This is a genomic window from Pseudomonas sp. NFACC16-2, from assembly GCF_900119205.1.
Classification (GTDB): domain Bacteria; phylum Pseudomonadota; class Gammaproteobacteria; order Pseudomonadales; family Pseudomonadaceae; genus Aquipseudomonas; species Aquipseudomonas fluorescens_Q.
The window spans coordinates 1-21,525 of record NZ_FPIX01000067.1 but is presented as its reverse complement, the minus strand read 5'-3'; the positions used below and the strand labels follow the sequence as shown (position 1 = coordinate 21,525).

General features: G+C 59.2%; 24 protein-coding genes. 16 read left to right on the top strand and 8 right to left on the bottom strand.

All coding sequences use genetic code 11. The features are described from left to right. Nucleotides 1-342: 342 nt before the first annotated feature. Together BT116_RS29035 and BT116_RS29030 are read right to left on the bottom strand one after the other, a co-directional pair. Complete coding sequence (locus BT116_RS29035) at nt 343-1,563, bottom strand: CaiB/BaiF CoA transferase family protein (protein WP_072349146.1); 1,221 nt, start codon at nt 1,561-1,563, stop codon at nt 343-345. Nucleotides 1,564-1,576: 13 nt separating this feature from the next. Beyond that, complete coding sequence (locus BT116_RS29030) at nt 1,577-2,758, bottom strand: acyl-CoA dehydrogenase (protein WP_072349144.1); 1,182 nt, start codon at nt 2,756-2,758, stop codon at nt 1,577-1,579. A gap of 156 nt (nt 2,759-2,914) precedes the next feature. Between BT116_RS29030 and BT116_RS29025 the strand changes: the two genes are divergently transcribed. The 10 genes from BT116_RS29025 to BT116_RS28980 all read left to right on the top strand — a co-directional run bounded on the left by BT116_RS29025 (nt 2,915) and on the right by BT116_RS28980 (nt 12,753). Further along, complete coding sequence (locus BT116_RS29025) at nt 2,915-3,814, top strand: LysR family transcriptional regulator (RefSeq protein ID WP_072349142.1); 900 nt, start codon at nt 2,915-2,917, stop codon at nt 3,812-3,814. Between the two features lie 430 nt (nt 3,815-4,244). After that, the gene (locus BT116_RS29020; RefSeq protein WP_072349140.1) at nt 4,245-5,366 is read left to right on the top strand and encodes a Re/Si-specific NAD(P)(+) transhydrogenase subunit alpha; all 1,122 of its coding nucleotides are present in this window, start codon (nt 4,245-4,247) and stop codon (nt 5,364-5,366) included. Between the two features lie 15 nt (nt 5,367-5,381). After that, nucleotides 5,382-5,705 (top strand): NAD(P) transhydrogenase subunit alpha part 2, encoded by a 324-nt coding sequence (locus BT116_RS29015; RefSeq protein ID WP_003187010.1) that lies wholly within the window; start codon nt 5,382-5,384, stop codon nt 5,703-5,705. Further along, nucleotides 5,705-7,141: an NAD(P)(+) transhydrogenase (Re/Si-specific) subunit beta gene (locus BT116_RS29010; RefSeq protein WP_072349138.1), complete on the top strand. Its 1,437-nt coding sequence runs from the start codon at nt 5,705-5,707 to the stop codon at nt 7,139-7,141. The genes BT116_RS29015 and BT116_RS29010 overlap by 1 nt, the downstream gene beginning before the upstream one ends. A 199-nt stretch (nt 7,142-7,340) precedes the next feature. After that, nucleotides 7,341-8,834: an acetyl-CoA hydrolase/transferase family protein gene (locus BT116_RS29005; protein ID WP_072349136.1), complete on the top strand. Its 1,494-nt coding sequence runs from the start codon at nt 7,341-7,343 to the stop codon at nt 8,832-8,834. Nucleotides 8,835-9,153: 319 nt separating this feature from the next. After that, nucleotides 9,154-9,369: a DUF1127 domain-containing protein gene (locus BT116_RS29000; RefSeq protein ID WP_003187014.1), complete on the top strand. Its 216-nt coding sequence runs from the start codon at nt 9,154-9,156 to the stop codon at nt 9,367-9,369. Nucleotides 9,370-9,714: 345 nt separating this feature from the next. Then, nucleotides 9,715-10,032 carry a DUF2388 domain-containing protein gene (locus BT116_RS28995; RefSeq protein WP_072349134.1) on the top strand — a complete coding sequence of 106 codons (318 nt, stop codon included), beginning with the start codon at nt 9,715-9,717 and terminating at the stop codon, nt 10,030-10,032. Nucleotides 10,033-10,138: 106 nt separating this feature from the next. Next, nucleotides 10,139-10,447 carry a DUF2388 domain-containing protein gene (locus BT116_RS28990; protein WP_063323531.1) on the top strand — a complete coding sequence of 103 codons (309 nt, stop codon included), beginning with the start codon at nt 10,139-10,141 and terminating at the stop codon, nt 10,445-10,447. A gap of 27 nt (nt 10,448-10,474) precedes the next feature. Then, entirely contained in the window at nt 10,475-10,795 is a 321-nt protein-coding gene (locus BT116_RS28985; protein WP_003187020.1) for a DUF2388 domain-containing protein, read from the top strand. Beyond that, on the top strand, nt 10,792-12,753 hold the full coding sequence (locus BT116_RS28980) for a DUF7844 domain-containing protein (protein ID WP_072349131.1): 1,962 nt from the start codon (nt 10,792-10,794) through the stop codon (nt 12,751-12,753). The genes BT116_RS28985 and BT116_RS28980 overlap by 4 nt, the downstream gene beginning before the upstream one ends. Nucleotides 12,754-12,837: 84 nt before the next feature. On the opposite strand, the gene trpA is transcribed toward BT116_RS28980, so the two are convergent. Next, the gene (trpA, locus tag BT116_RS28975; RefSeq protein ID WP_063323533.1) at nt 12,838-13,650 is read right to left on the bottom strand and encodes a tryptophan synthase subunit alpha; all 813 of its coding nucleotides are present in this window, start codon (nt 13,648-13,650) and stop codon (nt 12,838-12,840) included. Then, nucleotides 13,650-14,882, bottom strand: a complete 1,233-nt coding sequence (gene trpB, locus BT116_RS28970) for a tryptophan synthase subunit beta (protein WP_072349129.1) — start codon at nt 14,880-14,882, stop codon at nt 13,650-13,652. Before trpB ends, trpA begins: the two co-directional genes overlap by 1 nt. 112 nt (nt 14,883-14,994) lie before the next feature. Between trpB and BT116_RS28965 the strand changes: the two genes are divergently transcribed. After that, complete coding sequence (locus BT116_RS28965) at nt 14,995-15,912, top strand: LysR family transcriptional regulator (RefSeq protein WP_072349127.1); 918 nt, start codon at nt 14,995-14,997, stop codon at nt 15,910-15,912. On the opposite strand, the gene BT116_RS28960 is transcribed toward BT116_RS28965, so the two are convergent. Beyond that, the gene (locus BT116_RS28960; protein WP_003196426.1) at nt 15,885-16,211 is read right to left on the bottom strand and encodes an ElaB/YgaM/YqjD family protein; all 327 of its coding nucleotides are present in this window, start codon (nt 16,209-16,211) and stop codon (nt 15,885-15,887) included. The two genes, BT116_RS28965 and BT116_RS28960, sit on opposite strands and share 28 nt — an antisense overlap. A gap of 155 nt (nt 16,212-16,366) precedes the next feature. On the opposite strand from BT116_RS28960, the gene BT116_RS28955 reads away from it, so the two are divergent. Together BT116_RS28955 and BT116_RS28950 are read left to right on the top strand one after the other, a co-directional pair. Then, the gene (locus BT116_RS28955; protein ID WP_003196424.1) at nt 16,367-16,582 is read left to right on the top strand and encodes a dodecin; all 216 of its coding nucleotides are present in this window, start codon (nt 16,367-16,369) and stop codon (nt 16,580-16,582) included. Nucleotides 16,583-16,697: 115 nt separating this feature from the next. Next, nucleotides 16,698-16,919 carry a DUF1161 domain-containing protein gene (locus tag BT116_RS28950; protein ID WP_072349125.1) on the top strand — a complete coding sequence of 74 codons (222 nt, stop codon included), beginning with the start codon at nt 16,698-16,700 and terminating at the stop codon, nt 16,917-16,919. Nucleotides 16,920-16,973: 54 nt separating this feature from the next. Here the strand turns inward: BT116_RS28950 and BT116_RS28945 are convergent, their stop codons facing one another. Next, a complete protein-coding gene (locus BT116_RS28945) occupies nt 16,974-17,975 on the bottom strand; it encodes an LLM class flavin-dependent oxidoreductase (protein ID WP_072349123.1) in 1,002 nt (333 codons plus the stop codon). Between the two features lie 239 nt (nt 17,976-18,214). Between BT116_RS28945 and BT116_RS28940 the strand changes: the two genes are divergently transcribed. Further along, nucleotides 18,215-18,646, top strand: a complete 432-nt coding sequence (locus tag BT116_RS28940) for an OsmC family protein (RefSeq protein ID WP_072349121.1) — start codon at nt 18,215-18,217, stop codon at nt 18,644-18,646. 149 nt (nt 18,647-18,795) lie between these two features. Next, entirely contained in the window at nt 18,796-19,029 is a 234-nt protein-coding gene (locus tag BT116_RS28935) for a DUF1161 domain-containing protein (RefSeq protein ID WP_072349119.1), read from the top strand. A gap of 6 nt (nt 19,030-19,035) precedes the next feature. On the opposite strand, the gene BT116_RS28930 is transcribed toward BT116_RS28935, so the two are convergent. Then, nucleotides 19,036-19,461 (bottom strand): PA0061/PA0062 family lipoprotein, encoded by a 426-nt coding sequence (locus BT116_RS28930; protein ID WP_072349117.1) that lies wholly within the window; start codon nt 19,459-19,461, stop codon nt 19,036-19,038. A gap of 41 nt (nt 19,462-19,502) precedes the next feature. Beyond that, complete coding sequence (locus tag BT116_RS28925; RefSeq protein WP_072349115.1) at nt 19,503-19,916, bottom strand: PA0061/PA0062 family lipoprotein; 414 nt, start codon at nt 19,914-19,916, stop codon at nt 19,503-19,505. A gap of 58 nt (nt 19,917-19,974) precedes the next feature. Between BT116_RS28925 and BT116_RS28920 the strand changes: the two genes are divergently transcribed. Then, nucleotides 19,975-21,066, top strand: coding sequence for an aminopeptidase (locus BT116_RS28920; RefSeq protein ID WP_072349113.1), 1,092 nt, complete (start codon nt 19,975-19,977; stop codon nt 21,064-21,066). Nucleotides 21,067-21,525: the final 459 nt, after the last annotated feature.

The window sequence follows — 21,525 nt, the reverse complement described above, 5'->3', positions numbered from 1 at the left end:
TCGTTAGCGGGAGGCGAATTCTACAGCGTTACTCGCTGCTGTCAACACCTCTTTTTCACCGCTTTCGACCGAGAAGATCGAACCGCCGATAGAGCTAAACAACACCGCTCCACCTGCTCCTTCCAGACCTCGATGAACTAAAGCCCCACACCTTCGAAACCTACTTAACTCATTGAATTTCAAGGAGTTTTCCGTTTCGACTGCGCCGGAAGTGGGGCGAATTATAGACTTCCAGAATCTGCCGTCAACCCTTAATTTCGCTTTTCTATCAATAAGTTGCGCAACACTGGCAAACCCACTGCTTTTGCCCTTAAGAATCTTCCTCTATATAGAAGAGAAGACTCATAGAACCCCCGCATCTCTGAACGCAGTCACCGCGGCTTCGTCCAACCCCAACACTCGCTGCAAGACCTCCAGCGTATGCTCCCCTAATAAAGGGGGCGCATTGCGATATTCCACCGGCGTCTCGGAGAGTCGAATCGGACTGGCCACCTGCGGCACGCTCCCAGCCAATACATGAGGCAATTCCATCGCCAAGCCACGCGCCCGCACCTGAGGATCGGCAAACACCTGGGCAAGGTCGTTGATTGGCCCACACGGCACACCCGCCTGCTCCAATTGAGCCACCCACTCGGCGGTAGTCTTGAACACCGTCGCCTGGCGAATCAACGGAATCAATACCGCCCGATTCGCCACCCGCAGCTTGTTTGTGGCAAAACGCGGATCGTCGGCCCACTGCGGCTGACCTGCAACCTCAGCGAATTTTCGGAACTGGCCGTCGTTACCCACCGTAAGGATGAAATCGCCATCGGCCGTAGGAAAATCTTGATAAGGCACGATGTTCGGATGAGCATTGCCCAAACGCTTCGGCGCATTACCTGTGGTCAGGTAATTCATCGCCTGATTGGCCAGGCAAGCCACTTGAACATCCAGCAAGGCCATATCGATGTGCTGGCCGCCGCCAGCATGATCCCGATGAGCCAACGCCGCCAAAATAGCAGCAGTCGAATACAGCCCCGTGAGGATATCCGTCAGCGCGACTCCCACCTTCACAGGCCCCGCCCCCTCATCGCCCTCTGGGCGACCGGTCAGGCTCATCAAGCCCCCCAACCCCTGAATCATGAAGTCATACCCGGCACGCTTGGCATAAGGGCCCGTCTGGCCAAACCCAGTGATCGAGCAATAGATCAATTGCGGATTGATCGCCTTTAGCGACTCGTAGTCCAGACCATAAGCCGCCAGCCCGCCAACTTTGAAGTTCTCGATCAGGATATCGGACTTGGCCGCCAGCTCTCGCACCAGCCGCTGCCCTTCTGGACGCGTGAAATCGATGGTCACCGACTGCTTGTTGCGATTGGCCGACAGATAATAAGCAGCCTCGGTCGTGTTCTCGCCTCGGGCATCCTTAAGGAAGGGCGGCCCCCAGGCGCGCGTATCGTCACCATTGCCGGGACGCTCGACCTTGATGACATCAGCCCCCAGGTCCGCCAGGATCTGTCCGGCCCACGGCCCGGCCAGGACTCTCGATAAATCCAATACCCGCAGATGTGAAAGCGCGCCCATGACCGTTCTCCTATTAATAGAACGCCTGGATACCGGTTTGCGCACGCCCCAGGATCAGCGCATGAACGTCGTGGGTACCTTCATAGGTGTTTACGACTTCCAGGTTCACGAGATGACGAGCAACGCCGAACTCATCGGAAATACCGTTGCCACCCAGCATGTCCCTCGCCATGCGAGCGATATCCAGGGACTTGCCGCAGGAGTTGCGCTTCATGATCGAGGTAATCTCGACCGCCGCCGCGCCTTCATCTTTCATACGTCCCAGGCGCAAGCATCCCTGCAAGGCCAGGGTAATTTCGGTCTGCATGTCGGCCAGTTTCTTCTGGATCAACTGATTGGCAGCCAGAGGACGCCCAAACTGCTGTCGGTCCAGCGTGTACTGGCGAGCGGTATGCCAGCAGAACTCAGCTGCCCCCAAAGCCCCCCAGGAGATGCCATAACGCGCCGAGTTCAGGCAAGTAAACGGGCCCTTCAGGCCGCGGACATCGGGAAAAATGTTCTCTTCCGGAACGAATACGTTGTCCATTACGATTTCGCCAGTGATGGAGGCGCGCAGACCGACCTTGCCATGAATAGCCGGTGCACTCAGGCCCTTCCAGCCCTTCTCGAGAACGAAGCCGCGGATATCGCCAGCGTCATCCTTACCCCAGACGACAAAGACATCGGCGATCGGACTGTTGGTGATCCACATTTTGCTACCCGTCAGGCTGTAGCCGCCTTCCACTTTGCGCGCACGAGTAATCATCGCACCCGGGTCGGAACCATGGTTCGGCTCGGTCAGACCAAAGCAACCGATCCATTCACCAGACGCCAGCTTTGGCAGATACTTCTGTTTTTGCGCCTCGGTACCGAATTCATTGATCGGCACCATGACCAGCGAAGACTGCACGCTCATCATTGAGCGATAACCGGAATCGACGCGCTCGACTTCGCGAGCGATCAGGCCATAGCTGACGTAGTTCAGCCCACTGCCGCCGTACTGCTCAGGAATGGTTGCCCCCAGCAGGCCCACTTCACCCATCTCGCGGAAAATCGCCGGGTCTGTCTTCTCATGACGGAACGCTTCCAGCACCCGCGGCGCGAGCTTCTGCTGGGCGAACTGCTCGGCAGTGTCGCGGATCATGCGCTCTTCTTCGGTGAGCTGCTGATCCAGCAACAATGGATCGATCCAGTTGAAGCTCGCTTTACCGGCCATGAAAGAGTCCTCGCCAATTAGATGAAAATCGTGGATTGATCCTAGGCGCGCTTTCCTACAAGGGCAAACGAGGATTACGCACTATCTTGTGCTAATTTCTCACTCCGTAAACGCCATAAACCCCGTTTATGTCGATATTGAGTGAGGCTTGCGTACATGCGCCGTAAAATCCCCAGCACCACCGCCCTGATCAGCTTCGAGGCTGCCGCACGTCATGAGAGCTTCACCAAGGCGGCGCACGAGCTTTCTCTTACGCAAGGCGCTATCTGCCGACAAATCGCCAGCCTGGAAGACTTCCTCAGCGTGGAGCTTTTCCGACGCTCACGTCGAGGCGTCAAACTGACCGAAGCCGGCCTTTCCTACAGCCGTCGAGTTGCCACCCAACTGGATGCCGTCGAGCGCGACGCTCTTTCGGTGATGGGGCATACCGGTGCGAACGTGATCGAACTGGCCGTGGTCCCAACCTTCGGCACTCAATGGCTGCTACCACGCCTCAAGGATTTTCAGCAGCAGCATCCGGAAGTCACCGTCAACCTGACCAACCGCACACGGCCCTTTCTCTTTGCGGACACAGAGTTTGACGCCGCTATCTATTTTGGTGATGCGGACTGGTCCGGTACCGAATCCCACAAACTGATGGGCGAAAATCCGATGCCGGTATGCAGCCCTACCTTACTGGAAGGCCGGACGAGCCTGACACCAGAGGCCATCGCCGAATTGCCCTTGCTCCAGCAGACGACTCGCCCGTATGCGTGGCGCCAGTGGTTCAACGCCCAGAACCTGAACATTGCACGAGACCTGACAGGCCCGCGTTATGAACTATTCTCCATGCTTGCCCAAGCGGCCATGCACGACATGGGCATCGCGCTGATTCCGCCGTTCTTGATCCAGCGCGAGCTGGCGGAGAAACGACTGGTCGTGGCCAACCGCAGCGCGCTATCGAGCATCAAGGCCTATTACCTGATGATTCCGGAGCGAAAGGTCGAATCCGCCTCCCTTCGAGCTTTTCGTGACTGGCTCGTGAAACAAGCAAACGGCTATCTCATTGATTATTAATAAAAAAACGAAAACATGCTTAGGTAGTAAGCTAACAGAGGTCGCTACAGATATAAGTTTATGTCGCATTCAGTCAATCTGTTACCGAACCCGTGCAGTAGTCTCCAAAGCGTCTAAATACATGGCCTGGAGCCATATCGCGCAATGCATCAGCGCTTATTCATCTCGCCGATGGGAAAAATTGTCAATTTGGACCTGAATCCTTGGAAAGCACGGCTCACAAGGGCTCCGATCGATAGTTGCGACATTCGGTCACAGGGTGACTTGTAGTTAATTTTCCGTCACCCGTCATAATCCCTTGAAGGGCTGAATTTTCGCCTGCAAAATGCCGCGCCCCGCCTGGTTTGGCGGGATCGTGCTGATCGGCCGCCCCAGCCGCACCATCCGAAGTGCCTGGGTTTACTCAATAAGATCACGCAGGAGATTTGACGTGCACATTGGTGTTCCCCTCGAAACCCAAACGGGTGAAACACGGGTTGCTGCTACCCCGGAAACCATCAAGAAGTTGATCGGCCAAGGCCATAAAGTCACTGTCCAAAGCGGCGCCGGTATCAAGGCCAGCGTAATTGACAGTGCCTACGAGGCGGCGGGCGCAACCATTGGCAGCGCCAGTGATGCATTCGGGACCGAGCTGATTCTCAAGGTGGTGGCCCCCAGCGACAGCGAACTGACGCTGATCAAGAGCGGCACCGTTCTGGTGGGCATGCTCAATCCGTTCAACAACGAAACCATCGCCAAGCTGGCCGAACGCGGCATTACCGCTTTCGCCCTTGAGGCCGCGCCACGTACCTCCCGTGCCCAAAGCCTGGATGTGCTGTCGTCTCAAGCGAACATTGCTGGCTACAAGGCCGTGCTGCTGGCCGCTCATCACTATCCACGCTTCATGCCGATGCTGATGACCGCTGCGGGCACCGTGAAAGCGGCGCGCGTGCTGATTCTCGGCGCGGGCGTGGCGGGGTTGCAGGCGATTGCCACCGCCAAGCGCCTGGGCGCTGTGATCGAAGCTTCGGATGTGCGTCCGGCGGTCAAGGAACAAATCGAATCCCTCGGCGCCAAATTCGTCGATGTGCCTTACGAAACCGACGAAGAGCGTGAATGCGCCGTCGGCGTCGGTGGTTACGCCCGACCCATGCCGGCCAGCTGGATGCAGCGCCAGGCCCAAGCGGTGCACGAGCGCGCCAAGCAGGCGGACATCGTCATCACCACCGCGCTGATTCCGGGCCGCAAGGCACCGACGCTGCTGAGTGCCGAAACCGTCGCGCAAATGAAACCTGGCTCGGTGGTCATCGACCTCGCGGCAGCCCAGGGCGGTAACTGCCCGTTGACCGTGGCCGACCAGGTCGTGATCGAAAATGGCGTGACCATTTGCGGTCCGACCAACCTGGCCGGCGAAGTCGCGGCAGACGCTTCGGCGCTGTACGCCCGCAACCTGCTGGACTTCCTGAAGCTGGTCTTCACCAAGGAAGGTCAGTTCGACGTGAACCTGGAAGACGACATTGTTGCCGCGTGCCTGATGTGCCGCGACGGCCAAGTCATCCGTAAAAACGCCTAAGCAGGGATTCAGACAATGGAAGAGCTTATCTCCCCCGGTATCTACAACCTGATCATCTTTGTGCTGGCGATTTATGTCGGTTACCACGTGGTCTGGAACGTGACACCTGCACTGCACACGCCGTTGATGGCGGTGACCAACGCCATTTCGGCGATCGTGATCGTCGGCGCCATGCTCGCTGCCGCACTGACCGTAACGCCTCTGGGCAAGACCATGGGCACCCTCGCCGTAGCCCTCGCCGCGGTCAACGTATTCGGTGGCTTCCTGGTGACGCGCCGCATGCTCGAGATGTTCAAGAAAAAAGCCCCGAAAGCCGTAAAAGAAGAGGCGCCCAAGTAATGAGCATGAACCTGGTAACGACGCTCTACCTGATCGCGTCGATCTGCTTCATCCAGGCCCTCAAAGGCCTGTCACACCCCACCACCTCTCGCCGTGGCAACCTGTTCGGCATGCTTGGCATGGCGCTGGCGGTGCTCACCACTGTGGGCCTTATCTATAAGCTCGGTGCTGCGCTGGCGACTGCCGGCATCGGCTACGTCATCGTCGGCCTGCTGATCGGCGGCACCGCGGGCTCGATCATGGCCAAGCGCGTCGAGATGACCAAGATGCCGGAGCTGGTGGCGTTCATGCACAGCATGATCGGCCTGGCGGCGGTGTTCATTGCTGTCGCAGCGGTCGTCGAGCCGCAATCCCTGGGCATCGTCAAGCAATTGGGTGATTCGATTCCAGCCGGTAACCGCCTGGAGCTGTTCCTGGGCGCAGCCATTGGTGCAATTACCTTCTCCGGTTCGGTGATCGCGTTCGGCAAGCTCTCTGGCAAGTACAAGTTCCGCCTGTTCCAGGGCGCACCGGTACAGTTTGGTGGCCAGCACAAGCTCAACCTGATCCTGGGCCTCGCGACGCTGGGCCTGGGCCTGACCTTCATGTTCACCGGCAACCTCAGCGCGTTCGCCTTGATGCTGGCCCTGGCGTTTGTACTGGGCGTGCTGATCATCATCCCGATCGGCGGCGCGGACATGCCGGTGGTGGTCTCGATGCTCAACAGTTATTCCGGTTGGGCCGCAGCGGGCATTGGCTTCTCGCTGAACAACTCGATGCTGATCATCGCCGGTTCGCTGGTGGGTTCGAGCGGTGCGATCCTGTCGTACATCATGTGCAAGGCGATGAACCGTTCGTTCTTCAACGTGTTGCTCGGCGGTTTCGGCAACACAGCAGATGCTGCTGGCCCGGCAGGCTCCAAAGAAGCCCGCCCAGTGAAATCCGGCTCGGCTGACGACGCGACCTTCCTGCTGACCAACGCCGACACGGTGATCATCGTCCCGGGCTACGGCCTGGCAGTGGCGCGGGCGCAGCACGCGCTGAAGGAGCTGACCGAGAAGCTGACCCACCACGGCGTAACCGTCAAATACGCGATCCACCCGGTGGCCGGCCGCATGCCCGGGCACATGAACGTCTTGCTGGCCGAGGCCGAAGTGCCTTACGACCAGGTGTTCGAGATGGAAGACATCAACTCCGAGTTCGGCCAGGCCGACGTGGTGCTGGTGCTCGGCGCCAACGACGTGGTCAACCCGGCGGCGAAGAACGATCCGAAGTCGCCGATTGCCGGCATGCCGATCCTTGAAGCCTTCAAGGCCAAGACCATCATCGTCAACAAGCGCTCGATGGCCAGCGGCTATGCGGGCCTGGACAACGAGCTGTTCTATCTCGACAAGACCATGATGGTGTTCGGTGACGCCAAGAAGGTCATCGAAGACATGGTCAAAGCCGTGGAATAACGCTCACGGCTTCGCCATCAACGCCCCGACTCGTCGGGGCGTTTTGATTTGTATCAAGGCCGAACGTTACCGATCCGGTAATAATGTTTTGCCTGAAACGCCCGTAATAGAGGCCTTAAATGCGACCTTTGTAGCGGGTCGGGCACCGCGCGAATTCACTAGACTGCGCATCTTGCTTTCCAGCCCGAGATAACAACCTATGTACCGTGATCGCATCCGCTTGCCTTCGTTATTGAATAAAGTGATGAGTGCTGCCGAAGCAGCCTTGTTGATTCAGGACGGCATGACCGTCGGCATGAGCGGCTTTACCCGCGCCGGAGAAGCGAAAGCAGTGCCCCACGCCCTGGCTGAGCGCGCCAAGGTCACTCCGCTGAAAATCAGCCTGATGACGGGTGCGAGCCTGGGTAACGACCTCGACAAGGAACTCACCGAGGCCGGCGTGCTGGCGCGGCGCATGCCATTCCAGGTCGACAGCACGTTGCGCAAAGCGATCAACGCAGGCGAGGTGATGTTCATCGACCAGCATCTCTCGGAAACCGTTGAGCAACTGCGCAACGGCCAGCTCAAGCTGCCCGACATTGCCGTGATCGAAGCGGTGGCCATCACCGAGCAAGGGCATATCGTACCGACCACATCGGTAGGTAATTCGGCCAGTTTCGCCATCTTCGCCCGGCAAGTGATCATCGAGATCAACATGGCCCACAACCCGAACCTGGAAGGGCTGCACGACATCTATATCCCGACTTATCGCCCGACCCGCACACCCATCCCCCTGGTGAAAGTCGACGATCGTCTTGGAAGCCCTGCCATCCCGATCCCGCCGGAAAAAATTGCCGCCATTGTCATCACCAACCAAGGGGACTCGCCTTCGACCGTCGCGTCACCGGACAGCGACACCCAGGCCATCGCCGATCATCTGATCGACTTCTTCAAGCAGGAAGTTGCGGCCGGGCGCATGACCAACAAGCTCGGGCCGTTGCAGGCCGGGATTGGCAACATCGCCAACGCCGTGATGTGCGGGCTGATCGATTCCCCGTTCGAAGACCTGACCATGTACTCCGAGGTCCTGCAGGACTCGACATTTGACTTGATCGACGCCGGCAAGCTGAGCTTCGCCTCCGGCAGCTCCATCACGCTGTCGAGTCGACGCAACGCCGACGTATTCGGAAACCTGGAAAGATACAAGGACAAACTGGTCCTGCGCCCACAGGAGATCTCCAACCATCCCGAGGTCGTACGCCGCCTGGGCATCATCGGTATCAACACCGCGCTGGAGTTCGACCTGTACGGCAACGTCAACTCCACCCACATCTGCGGCACTCGGATGATGAATGGCATTGGCGGTTCGGGGGATTTCGCCCGCAACGCCCACTTGGCGATTTTCGTGACCAAGTCGATTGCCAAGGGCGGCGCCATTTCCAGTGTCGTGCCGATGGTCAGCCATGTGGACCATACCGAGCACGATGTCGACATCCTGGTGACCGAGATCGGCCTGGCCGACCTGCGTGGCCTGGCGCCAAGGGAGCGGGCACGAGCGGTCATCGACAATTGTGTACACCCATCCTACCGCCAAGCGTTGAATGATTATTTCGAAGCCGCGTGCACCCTGGGTGGACATACCCCGCATATCCTGCGCGATGCACTGAGTTGGCACGTCAACCTCGAAGAAACCGGGCGCATGTTGGCCGTCTGATACAGCTGGATCACCACTATCGCAAATACAGTTTTGATTGAAGGCCGTCACTCGAGCCTGACGCAACAAAAACTGTACTGCTGTACCGGTATTTTCTTACAGTCTTTTCCCACAAAACATCAGGCAACCACCAAAAACGCACCAATATCGTGCAGACAGGTACAGTTGCCTCAATATTGACCAGCACACCGCTCTTTAACAGTTAACTGGTCTCTCACAATACAGATGAACTGTATCTAGAGAGACTGGCTAAACGAGAGGATCATGGGCACCAGTTAAACCACTACCTAATCCCGCCACAAGCGGAAGGATGTCAACCATGGAACGTACACTCAGTTCCGAGCTGTTTTTCGAAGACAAAGCTGAAAAAAACCAGGCTTCCCTGCCTCTTCGCGTTATCGCTAACCTGATGTTGTGGCAGCGCCGCATCGCCAGCCGCCATCAACTGGCTCGTCTGGATTCGCGCCTGCTGGCTGACGCCGGTATCAGCGAAGCACAGCGTTACGAAGAGCTGAGCAAGCCGTTCTGGCGCTAACTCAGCGTCGCTGGCCCTGACCCACCGGGTCCACTGCCAGCACCGAATTGAACAAACAAGACCCGTCGCGGGAAACCGCGACGGGTCTTGTCGTTTCCGGGCCCGTTTTTTTGGAAACCCGGGGGGCACATAACAGTTTTTCACAAACAAAAAACATACCAGTACAGTTAATCTTGAACCGTAGCGCCCAATGCGGGCATCATGCTGCCGATGACCGTCGCAAAGGGCTGTCAGCCAACGCGTTCTGTCCTAATATCGATGCGAACGTGGCGAAGCGAGTCGAGCATGCGTCTCCTCTTCCAGCTAAACGCACCGGTATCACCTCATCCTTCAAGGAGTTTCCTCATGATCCGTCTCCGCCTGCTCAGCGCAGTCGCCCTGCTGGCCGTAGCCGCCTACTCCAACGCCAGCAGCTTTATCGTCACCACTGACTCCATTGTCGGCGCACTCAAAGCCACGTCCGACGTGACCTCCGATGCAACCTCATCATTGCGGGACAACAAGGTCGTTCAAGCCGCCCGTGATGACGCCGCCAGCTTCGTCGCCAGCGAAGGCGCCATCCGTGGTGTGAAACTGGAAAGTGCCCTGGACTACATCCGCCAGCAGGCACCACAGCTCAACGCCACCGATGCACAGCTGGCCCAGGCCATCCTGGTGATCTGATGCAACATGAAACATCGGGCGCCAAATGGTGTTCCGATGTTTCAACGCTGGCTCTGGCCCGCAGGTTTGCGCTAGCCTTCAGGCTCGCCATCAACCGTCGAGCCCCATGCGTTTTTACTCAGATCTGTTCATCGCGTCTTTCTTCGTAGTTTTTTGCTGGTCTGTTCCGGCCCATGCTTTCGATGTGTCCACCCAGCAAGTGGTGGTCAGCGGCTATGCCACGAGCATGGTGACCTCTGCGCCCTTCGACCATAAACTGATCGTCGCCGCTCACGATGACGCCGCGGCATTCGTCGCCAGCGACGGGCAACTGCGAGGTGCACAACTGGAATCGGCCCTGGATTACCTGCGCCGGACCCAGCCAAAACTTCACGTCAGCGACCTTGAACTGGCACAGGCAATTCTCGTCCAATAGTTATCCCTATTTCTCCGGAGTCGTTCCATGCGTAGCCCGCTGATTGCTGCCGCCCTAGGCCTGCTGGTGTTGGCCGATGTGGCCCAGGCACATACCCTGGTAGCCACCAGTAACATCATCGTTCGCGCTTCCCAGCGCACGATCGATTTCACTTCCGACACCACCACCTCCATCCGTGATTCGAAAATCGTCCGCGAAGCCCATGACGATGCCGCCAGTTTTGTCGCCAGCAATGGTGAAATTCGTGGCGCTCATCTCGAGGCCGCCTTCGACACCTTGCGCACCCGCGTGCCGGAAGCCCGCGACGCCAGTGACCAGGTTCTCGCCGAAGCCATCCTCGCATTGTGAGGCGGTTCGCCGCCTGGCTGGCGGTCGGGGTCTTGCTGCTCACGGGCAGCATGGCCCAGGCCGGCCTGCAACTGCACCTCAACGTCGAAGGCCTGAGCCCGGCGCAACAGCAGGCCAGCCAGGCGCTGCTCGATGAAGCCATGCAGGCGCTGCCGCCGCGCTTCATCGAGCGGCTGGACCGACGCATCGATGTCGGCTGGACCGACCAGATGCCGGCCAACGCCTACGGCCAGGCCTCGCTGGTGTCACAACTGGACCTCAACAGCAACCTGCTCGACAGCCTTGTCGACGGCAGCGCCGCGAGGCAAAAGACCCATCGCCCCCACGGCACTGTGCGACGGGAAATGCTCGCCACCGTCCTGCACGAACTGACCCACATTTATGACCGCTCGCGTCTATGGCCAGATGCTGAGCGTACGCTGATCCAGCGTTGCACTCGACGCAACAGCAGCGCCGGCTTGATCGGCCTTCCCGATGAATGCCGGGGCCAGAACGACCGCCGCTTCACCCTCAGCGATGATCCTCGGTTGCTGGACCTCGCCGGCTGGCCACAATACGTTGGTCGGCGCGGTGAGCGGGAACAGCACAACCGCCAGGTCGCCCGCAGCCCGGACCTCTATGAAACGAGCAGCCCCAAGGAGTTCGTCGCGGTCAACATGGAGTACTTCCTCCTCGACCCAAGCTACGCCTGCCGACGCCCCGCCCTGTATCGCTATTACCAGGCACACTTCGGCTGGGCACCTGCCACCAAGGACACCTGCGCCCAATCGTTCGCGTTCCTCAACGCCGGCAATGACTTCGCCAAGACTCCACTGGGCAAGGTCGATCCAGAACGGGTCTATGCCATCGATTACCTGCTGGCCGAAGCCAACCAGAACTGGGTGAGCCGCTGGGGTCACAGCATGCTCCGGCTGGTGATCTGCGCACCGGGTCGCCCACGTGGCCCGGACTGCCGACTGGATCTGGACCAACACCTGGTGCTGTCGTACCGCGCTTTCGTCGGCGATGTGCAGCTATCGAGTTGGGACGGGCTGGTTGGCAAATACCCGTCGCGCCTGTTCGTATTGCCGTTGGCCCAGGTGATCGATGAATACACCAAGACCGAGCTGCGCAGCCTGGCGTCGGTGCCGCTGAACCTGTCGCGCACCGAGATCGAGGAGACGGTCGAGCACGCCGCCGAAATGCATTGGAGCTACGACGGCAACTATTACTTCCTGTCCAATAACTGCGCAGTGGAAAGCTTGAAGCTGCTGCGCAGCGGCAGCAACAACGCGCAGCTCAACGGCCTGGACAGCATCATGCCCAACGGCTTGTTGGAAGTTCTCAAGGGCCGGGGCCTGGCGGACACCAGCGTGCTGGATGATCCCAAGGAAGCCTTGCGCCTGGGCTACCGCTTCGACTCATTCCGCGAGCGGTATCAAGCGATGTTCGATGTGCTGAAGAAGTATCTGCCGATCAAGCAGCAAACGGTGGAAGACTGGCTGGCCCTGGATGCCGCCGAACGCCGCGTCTGGTTCGAACAGGCCGACCTGCGCACCAGCGCGGCGTTATTGCTGCTGGAACAGGCCAGTTATCGTCGACAACTGCTGTTGGCGCAGGATGAAGTTAAACAGCGTTATCTCGGCGCTCGTGAATTGCAGAATGGCGGCATGGAAAGGGCTAACGCGACGCTGCAGCAGATCCTCGCCAACAGCGGCTTCCTGAGCCGTCCGGCCGAACTGCTGGGCAGCAGCGGCTACGGCTTGCCGCAACCCAGCGAGTGGCAACGCCTGGAGTCGGAAAGCAGCTTGCGTCAGAAACAGCTTCAAACGCTGACAGGCGACCTGGACAAGGAAGTCCGGGCATTGCTTGAACCGAGTCGCGCCGCTGAAATTGCTGCCAGCGAGGCCAATGTGAAAGCGATTGGCGAGCATTTGCGCAAACTGCACAAGGCCGGGGGCGGGTTGGAATTGCCCTGACGAGCACTGCTTGAAGCGATAACAAAAAGGGGTTCAGAACCAAGCTCTGAACCCCTTTTTTCGCGCTGCGGGTCGAATCAACAATCAGCTGACACGCGCCTTGCGCACACCATCAGCCAGGGCGGCACACAAGCTCAATACGCCATCAATCGCCTGTTCCGCCGTATCGGCATTGGCGATATGGTCGATCAGCGCCGAGCCAACCACCACCCCATCAGCCAATCGTGCGATAGCCGCAGCCTGCTCCGGCGTACGAATACCGAAACCAATGCTGATCGGCAAATCGGTGTGGCGACGCAAGCGCGCCACGGCTTCTTCCACGTGCTCCAACGTCGCGGCACCGGCACCAGTCACACCCGCCACCGACACGTAATATACAAAGCCGGAACTGCCGTTGAGCACCGTCGGCAAACGCACATCGTCGGTGGTTGGCGTGGTCAGACGGATGAAGTCCAAGCCAGCTGCCTGGGCCGGTTCGCACAGTTCGCTGTTGTGCTCGGGCGGCATGTCCACAACGATCAGGCCATCCACGCCGGATTCCAGCGCCTCGCCAATGAAGCGCTGCACGCCATAACGGTGGATCGGGTTGAAGTACCCCATCAGCACCAGCGGTGTCTCGCTGTTGTCTTTGCGGAACTCACGAACCATCTGCAGGGTTTTCGCCAGGTTCTGCTGGGCGCCCAAGGCACGAATATTCGCCAACTGGATCGCCGGGCCGTCGGCCATCGGGTCGGTGAACGGCATGCCCAGCTCGATGACATCGGCACCGGCCGCTGGCAGGCCCTTGAGGATTGCCAGCGACGTGTCGTAGTCCGGGTCGCCAGCCGTGACAAAAGTCACCAGGGCGGCGCGGTTTTGTTCCTTGAGTTCGGCAAAACGGGTTTGCAGGCGGCTCATCAGTGTTTCTCCTGCTGGGACTGTTCCATGTGATGCATCACGGTTTGCATGTCTTTGTCGCCACGGCCGGACAGGTTGACCACCATCAGGTGATCTTTCGGCAAGTTGGGTGCGCGTTTGAACACTTCCGCCAGGGCATGGGCACTTTCCAATGCAGGAATGATCCCTTCCAGTCGGCAGCATTTGTGAAAGGCTTCCAGGGCTTCGGCGTCGGTCACCGAGGTGTACTGGACGCGGCCAATGTCGTGCAACCAGGCGTGTTCCGGACCGATACCGGGGTAGTCGAGACCTGCGGAAATCGAATGGGCGTCGATGATCTGACCGTCGTCGTCCTGCAACAGGAAGGTGCGGTTGCCGTGCAGTACACCGGGGACGCCGCCGTTCAGGCTCGCCGCGTGCTTACCGGTCTCGATGCCATAACCGGCGGCTTCAACGCCGATGATCTCGACACTCTTGTCGTCCAGGAACGGATGGAACAGGCCCATGGCGTTGGAGCCGCCGCCGATGCACGCCACCAGGCTGTCCGGCAGGCGACCTTCCTGGGCCTGCAGTTGATCGCGGGTTTCCTTGCCGATCACGGCCTGGAAGTCACGCACCATCGCCGGATACGGATGCGGGCCTGCCACGGTGCCGATCAGGTAGAACGTGGTGTCGACGTTGGTGACCCAGTCGCGCAGGGCCTCGTTCATTGCATCTTTAAGGGTACCGGTACCCGCGACCACCGGGATCACTTCAGCGCCCAGCAGCTTCATGCGGAACACGTTGGCCTGTTGGCGCTCGATGTCGGTGGTGCCCATGTAGATCACGCAATCGAGGCCAAAACGCGCGGCCACGGTGGCGGTCGCCACGCCGTGCATGCCGGCGCCGGTCTCGGCGATGATGCGTTTCTTGCCCATGCGCCGCGCCAGCAGGATCTGGCCGATGCAGTTGTTGATCTTGTGCGCGCCAGTGTGGTTCAGCTCTTCACGCTTGAGATAGATCTTGGCGCCGCCGCAGTATTCGGTCAGGCGCTCGGCGAAGTAGAGCGGACTTGGACGACCGACGTAGTCGCGCTGGAAGTAGGCCAATTCCTCAATGAAGGCAGGATCTTCCTTCGCCACTTCATATTCGCGGGCCAGATCAAGGATCAGCGGCATCAGGGTTTCGGCCACATAGCGGCCACCGAACGCACCGAACAGGCCGTTCGCGTCGGGACCACTGCGCAGGTTGAAGGGGGTCGTAGACTGGGTCATCGGGCGCTCCAAGCAAATGCGTTGAAAGACAATGAGGTTCACTCTACCCCTGACATCCGCCACTGAAAACCGATAAGATCGCCACAACCTGTCAGAAAAACTCACATATCACATGAGCCACGACCTTCCTCCGCTCAACGCCCTGCGCGCCTTCGAGGCCACCGCCCGCCTGAACAGCGTAAGCCAGGCGGCCGAACAGCTGCACGTCACCCATGGCGCTGTAAGTCGACAGCTGAAGGTGCTGGAAGAACATTTGGGTGTCAGCCTGTTCATCAAGGATGGACGCGGCTTGAAACTCACAGATGCCGGCATGCGCCTGCGTGATGCCAGCACTGACGCGTTCGAGCGGTTACGCAGCGTGTGCGCGGAACTGACGCAAAGCACCGCCGATGCCCCGTTCGTCCTGGGCTGCTCGGGAAGCTTGCTGGCACGCTGGTTTATTCCCCGCCTGGGCAGGCTCAATGCCGACCTGCCGGATTTGCGCCTGCACCTGTCCGCCGGCGAGGGCGACCTGGACCCCAGGCGACCGGGACTGGACGCCTTGCTGGTATTCGCCGAACCACCCTGGCCGGCCGACATGCAGGTGTATGAACTGGTGAGCGAGCGGATCGGCCCCGTGATGAGCCCGCACTACGCCGGATTCGCCCGGCTGCAGACCGCACCGGTCAGCGCGTTGCTGGACGAATCGTTGCTGCACACCACCTCCCGCCCACAGGCCTGGCCGACCTGGGCACAGCAAAACCACCTTGATCCCCGGGTATTGAAGTTCGGGCAAGGATTCGAGCATCTGTATTATTTGCTGGAGGCCGCCGTAGCGGGGCTCGGCGTGGCGATCGCGCCCGAGCCGCTGGTGGCTGAGGACGTGCGCGCCGGTCGCCTGGTCGCGCCGTGGGGTTTCGATGAAACGGCGGCGCGACTGGCGTTGTGGCTACCCAAGCGCGCCGCGGATGGACGCGCTCGGCAATTGGCCCAGTGGCTCAGGCATGAGCTGAGCCAACCGACTCAGTCTCCGCGTTTGCACAGCAAGTAAGCCGCCAGCAAACCAAGCGCACCGACCGCGACACCCGCTGTGGTCCATGGGTGTTCCTGCGCGTAGTCGCGGGTGGCGATCCCGGTTTCACGGGTTTTCACCTTGACCTCTTCATAGGCGTCGCTGAGCAGATGGCGAGAATGTTTCAGGGCGTTCTCGGCATTGGCCTTGAGCGACTTGAGGGTCTTACGCGACTCGTCCGAAGCATCGTCCTTCAGGCTTTCCAACGACTTGAGCAGACTCTCGATCTCCGCTTCCATGCTTTGCAACGAGGCTTTGCGTAACGAATTGCTGGCCATGGTGGCTCTCTCCTGCAGTGGTTGAGTGGCGTGTGTGAATTGGGACTGCGGTCGTTTCTGAAAGTGCAGTAAATCTGAACTTCAGCGCGCAAACGGCGACACACGTATGACGAAAAATCGCTGCTAGGCTGTTAAAAACAACCAAGGAGAACCTCATGAGTGATCATCACACTTACAAAAAAGTCGAGCTGGTCGGCTCGTCTCCCACCAGCATTGAAGACGCCATCAATAACGCCCTGGCCGAGGCCAGCAAAAGCCTCAAGCACTTGGAGTGGTTCGAAGTCACGGAAACCCGCGGACACATCGAAAACGGCCGGGCCGCGCACTTTCAGGTCACCCTCAAAGTCGGGTTCCGGATTGTGAATAGCTGAGGAACGATGAACTTGCACGCTGGCGGAGTGCCATAGGGAATGGCGATGCGCTATGGTATGCGCATTCTGTTTTTCCAATACCTGCCCTATTTGATCCGACCAAGGAGTGCGAGCGATGAAAAAATTGATGGTAGCCCTGGGTTTGCTGAGCCTTGCCGGTGGTGCGTTTGCGGCCGGCAAGCCCTGCGAAGAGCTGAAAAGCGAAATCGCGGCGAAGCTGGATGCCAAGGGCGTGTCAGGTTATTCGCTGGAAATTTTCGATAAAGGCGCAGCGACCGACGGAAAAGTCGTAGGCACCTGTGAGGGCGGTACGAAAGAAATCGTCTATAAAAAGTGATTGTTTCGAACGTCAAAGCCGACGCAGTGCGTCGGCTTTTTTTATGCGCTTCATTCAGCCTTTCATGACCTGCGCCAGCAACTCGTATGAGTGCAAACGATCGGCATGCTCGTACAGGTCGCTGGTGAAAATCAGCTCGTCGGCCTGGGTTTGCTCGATCAGCACGTCGAGCTTGGCGCGAATCTTCTGCGGGCCGCCGACCATGGCCAGTCCCAAGAAATCGCCAACCGCTTCTTTCTCATGGGGCAACCAGAGGCCGTTCATGGTTTCGACCGGCGGACGCTGCACCAGGCTCTGGCCGCGCATCAGCGCCAGGATCCGCTGATACACCGACGTCGCCAGGTAATCGGCCTGTTCATCCGTATCCGCCGCCACCAGCGGCACGCCGAGCATCACATAAGGCTTGTCGAGCACTGCCGACGGCTTGAAATGGTTGCGGTAGATGCGAATTGCCTCGTGCATGTAGCGCGGTGCGAAATGGGAGGCGAACGCGTAGGGCAAACCGCGTTCACCGGCCAGTTGCGCACTGAACAGGCTCGACCCCAGCAACCATACCGGCACGTTGGTCCCGGTGCCAGGCATGGCGATGATGCGTTGGTCCGGGGTGCGCGGGCCGAGGTAGCGCATCAGTTCGGCCACGTCTTCGGGGAAATCGTCCGCGCTGCCGGAGCGCTCGCGACGCAGCGCCCGAGCAGTCATCTGGTCGGAACCGGGCGCACGCCCCAACCCCAGGTCGATTCGACCCGGGTAGAGGCTTTCCAGCGTGCCAAACTGTTCGGCGATGATCAACGGCGCGTGATTGGGCAACATGACGCCGCCGGAGCCGACACGAATGGTCGAAGTCCCCCCCGCCAGATAACCCAGCAGCACAGCCGTCGCGGAACTGGCGATACCGTCCATGTTGTGGTGTTCGGCCACCCAGAAGCGGGTATAACCGTATTTTTCCACGTGCTGCGCCAGGTCCAGCGAATTGCGCAAGGACTGGGCAGCGTTGCCATCGGCGCGGACAGGCACCAAGTCTAGGGTTGAGAATTTCACTTCGGACAGCTGTTTCATGGGCCGGGATCTCCAACGACGTTCCGGGCTTTTCCCGAAGGCAAAAGCCTGCCGTTTCTAAAGGTGTGTTCCATGCAATGTGGGCATATACCCGAGTTTCAATAGCCGCGAAGAATTTTCCTACTAAATTCGTCGGCTAATCGACAAGGTGAACTTTTCCGGGCGGTCTATCCTCACAACCCAGACAGCTAAAAAAATACCCAGGCGCGTCTCTCGCGCCGGATCTTCAGGAGGCAGACATGGCTATCATCAAGAAAGCATCGGCTCATTGGGAAGGTGACCTGAAAACCGGTATCGGCTCCATTTCCACGGAAACCGGTGTGCTGCGCGAAGCGCCCTACGGCTTCAAGGCGCGCTTCGAAGGCGGCAAGGGCACCAACCCAGAGGAATTGATCGGCGCGGCCCATGCCGGCTGCTTTTCCATGGCCTTTTCGATGATCCTCGGCGATGCCGGGCTCAAGGCCGACAGCATCGACACCAATGCGGAAGTGACCCTGGACCAGGTCGATGGCGGTTTCGCGATCACCGCAGTCAAGTTGGTGCTCAAGGCGAAAATCCCCGGCGCCAGCCAGGCGCAATTCGACGAACTGAGCAAGAAGGCCAAGGAAGGGTGCCCGGTTTCCAAGGTGCTGAACGCCAATATCACCCTGGACGCGACGCTGGTGAACTGACGCATGAAAGGATCGCAGCCTTTGCAGCGTTGGCGAAGGCTGCGATTTTATCGAATGCAGTCGAGCTGTTTACCCTGGCGCAATTATGGTCGAATGAAGCCCGCAGTTTCAGCGCACAGGCAGTGCGCGCTGTCATGAGGAATTCGAACATGAGACGATCAGCCCTGGTGGTCATCGGCTGTGCATTCGCGACATCAGCCCTTGCCGCCCCCAAATCCTGTGAAGAGCTGAAAGCGGAAATCGAAGCGAAGATCCAGGCCAATAACGTATCGTCCTACACGCTGGAGATCGTCACGAATGACGAAGTCCACGACCAGAATATGGTGGTGGGCACTTGCGAAAACGGCACGAAAAAAATCATCTACCAGAAGAACGACCGCTAAGACGTCCTATGGCATGCAGCGGGCTTGCCGATCTTCGGCAACGATTTCTCGCTTGGCGTCATAGAGCCGGGCGCTTGGGGTGTACGCCAGGTTACGCGCCTCCAGGCGATAGCGCTGGCCGGCCTCGAAATGATCGTATCGCACGGTCAGGTAGCACAGCCGTTCTTGCGGCTCGGTCATCAAACCCAGCCCACCGCCACCAAACACCTCGAAGTCGAAGCGCACTTCCAATTCATGGCTGCCCGGCGAAACCTGGAAGAAGCGCCCGTCTCGCAGTCGCTGGCCGTCCAGCTTTTCAGCCATCAGCACCTTGCCACCCGGCGTAGGCGTCGCGAAATCGACCCAGGCCATGTTCGGATCGGCCGATGGCAACGGGGTCGCTGTGCAACCGCTCATGGCAACGAAGGCCAGTAACAGCATGTGAAGGCGCATGGTGAGCTTCCTGAAAAATCAGGTCTTGAGCATAGCGCCGATCAACTTTGCTGGCAGCCCGCCGGCGTACCTTGCCCCACCACCTTGCGTTGCTGATCGTAAAGCTTGGCCCATGGTCGGAAACCGATGCTGCCGGCCTGCAACTGGTAACGTTGGCCCGCATTGAAGTCCTTGAATCTCACATTCAACCGACAATCACGCCACAGCGGCTCGGCATCCGGGCCGATATTGCCGGGCTCGACGGCAAATTGATAACGCACCGTCAGTTCATGGCTGCCGGGTTGCACTTCGAAATAGCGCCGGTCGATGGACGTCTTGTCATCGACTTTTAGCGCTTGCAGCGCGGTGTCCTGCTGGTTTCCCAGGTCGATCCACGCTTGGGATGGATCAGGATCAGGCAAACCGGCGCAACCGGTCAGCAGCAACAGGCCGCTCGTCAGCATCAACACGCGCATAGCGAAGCTCCAGGCAAGCGAGATAGTCTTGTGGGCAGACTTCCCAGGGTGATTCCAATTGATCAGGCCGCATTCAAGCCATCGGTTACTCGACCGTGTTTTCCGGATTTTGTTTCCAGGCCTCCTGCTTTTGTTACTGAACGGTTGCACAAGCGTCGGTTATTACAGCCAGCTCGTCGGTGGGCAATTGCGGTTGTTGCAGGCCCGGGAGCCTATCGACCAGGTCATTGCCGACCCTACTCGCGATGCTCAACTGAAGGCGCACCTGATCCAGGCGCGTGACGCACGGACGTTCGCCAGTGATCACCTGCATTTGCCAGACAATAAAAGTTATCGCCTGTATGCAGACATTGGCCGGCCGTTCGTAGTCTGGAATGTCTTCACCACGCCAGAGTTTTCCCTGGCGCCGCAAAATCATTGCTTCCCCATTGCCGGTTGCGTGGCTTATCGCGGTTATTACAGCCAGGGAGCCGCCCGTGGCGAGGCCGCATTGCAGCGTTTGCAGGGCATGGACGTATCGATCGGTGGTGTAGAGGCCTACTCGACATTAGGTTGGTTCAACGATCCTATCCTGAGTTCGATGATGCATTGGGGCGACGAACGCCTGGCGACGCTGATCTTCCATGAACTGGCGCACCAGCGGTTTTATGTAAAGAACGACACCGAATTCAATGAATCCTTCGCCACCTTCGTCGAGCAGGAAGGCAGCCGGCAATGGCGCGCCAGTCGTGGGCTGGCACCGGATAACGGCAAGCAGGTGCGCCAGCGCGACCAATTCATCCAATTGATCCTCGACACCCGCCAGCGCCTGGAAGCGCTCTACACCCAACCCCTGCCGACCGAACAGATGCGACAACGCAAGGCACAGGCATTCGAACGCCTGCGCACCGACTATGAGCGGTTGCGCGACACTCAATGGGCCGGTGACAAACGCTACGATGCCTGGGTCTATGCCCCTCTGAACAATGCACGGTTGCTGCCGTTCGGGCTGTATGACCAGTGGGTGCCGGCGTTTGCGGCGCTGTTCAGGCGCGAGGGCGGGGACTGGATCGGGTTTTACGCAGCGGTGGCAAAGCTCGGCAAATTGCCGATAGAGGAACGCAAGGCGGCCTTGAAGGCGTTGGCGGCGCCGAAGACTTCTGCAGATTAGGCGGACGTCATCGCGAGCAAGCTCGCACAGGGGCATCCCAACTCCCTCGCCACCCCCCCAGCACAAAAAAGGGCATACCGATTCATCGGTATGCCCTTTTGATTGGTGCGCCAGGCATGGCGCGTTGCGCGCAAGCGCAACCAGCTTGGCTGTGGTGGCCACGCTGGTGACTTGGAGGTGCAAGTCCTCTACACACCCGGCAAGGGGAAGTGTTAGCCAGAGGCAAGGGTGTCGCGGGCGACTGCGAATCTGAAGGAAGCCCGAGGCAAAATGCTGGCCTGACGAACAGGAAGCGGATTAGGCGGCACAGCGGGGTAAGAAGGCCAATATCTTCAAAGCCCGATACTTGCACGGAACGCTGTGACGTAGATCCGACAGGCATAAGCAGGAAGGTCGCGCGAATTACCCTGGGAGATCTGTTTAGCCTGCCATGTGCTACCGGCGCCGTGAGGTGACGGG